Below are 1,318 nucleotides of genomic sequence, written 5' to 3' on the forward strand. Positions count from 1 at the left end.
GACCCTGAGGCCTCCCCACGAATAGAATAAGAAAATCAGTATATTAGGATTGAAAAAAGTCTGCATGGGCAGGCATGTTGTTAATCGCCAAACCAACAATATGCCGAGGAGCCCATGCAGACGCGCCAATTCTTGCACAGGATTCTGATGACTTCAGCCTCCCTTCTGCATTCAGCCCGCTTCAATGCTCTCGCCACATGCGTCGAGGCCTTGTTGTCGGGGCAGCGCCTGTCCCTGACGGCAATCGGTCGCCAGCTCCCGCGCCAGGCTCAGCCCAAGCATGCGATCAAGTGTGTCGATCGTCTGCTCGGTAACCCTCGCCTTCAGCGTGAGCGTCGTTGGCTCTATGCGGATGTCGCTCGCCTGCTCGTGGGTGCTCAGCGGCATCCCGTCATTCTGGTTGACTGGTCACCGATCGACGACCGAGGGCGTCATTTTCTGCTGCGTGCCGCGATCCCCTTCGCGAAGCGATCGTTTCCGATCTATGAACGCGTGCATCACAAAGACGCCTGCCCCCGCTGTCAAAAGGCCCTCCTTGCTGACCTGGCGTGGATGTTGCCGCCACAGGCCAAGCCCATCCTCATCACCGATGCCGGTTTCAAGACGCCCTGGTTACGGGCTGTCGAGGCGTATGGCTGGCACTACATCGGCCGGGTGCGTGGGGCAACTCAACTGAGGCACGACGGCGAATCCGACTGGCGCCGCCTGGAATCGCTGTTTCCGCTGGCGACACACGAGCCAGCAGCGCGCGGTTCCGTCACACTGGCCAAGACACGCTCACTGACGACACGTTTGTACCTGTACCGTGCCCCCTACCGAGGGCGCAAAGACCTCAACAAGAACGGCAGTGCGTCACGCGCTGCCCGTAGCCGCAAGGTGGCCAAGGGGCACCGAGAACCTTGGGTGCTGGTCAGTAATCTGACACCCCGCCACCATACCGCGGCCAAGGTCGTGCAGCTCTACAGCAAGCGCATGGAAATCGAGGAGGGATTTCGGGATATCAAGAGCGAGCGGTTCGGGTTTGCGTTTAACTTGCATGGCACCCGACATGCACGCCGGATTGAGATCCTGCTTCTCATCGCCATGCTGGCTAGCTTTCGGCTCCTGGCCAGCGGCCTATCCCTCGATAGAGCGGGGAAGGCACCGGCCTATCAAAGCAATACGCGTCGCTCACGGCGAGGCGTCTCGCTTTGGCGTCTTGGCTGTGAAGCCATCCTGGCCCGCTATCCCGCGGGCCGAATGGACAGACTCCTCCGGCTCATGCGACAAGAAGCCGAACTGGGGGTCACTGTATAATTCGTGGGGAGGCCTCAGGGTC

1 protein-coding gene is annotated in these 1,318 nt (G+C 60.3%); it reads left to right on the forward strand.

Annotated features, from left to right (window positions below; genetic code table 11):
* The first annotated feature begins 114 nt into the window (after positions 1-114).
* Entirely contained in the window at positions 115-1,296 is a 1,182-nt protein-coding gene (locus ACFODV_RS15225) for an IS4 family transposase (protein ID WP_379760936.1), read from the forward strand.
* Positions 1,297-1,318 lie beyond the last annotated feature (22 nt).

The organism is Halomonas tibetensis (assembly GCF_042643535.1).
Taxonomy (GTDB): domain Bacteria; phylum Pseudomonadota; class Gammaproteobacteria; order Pseudomonadales; family Halomonadaceae; genus Halomonas; species Halomonas tibetensis.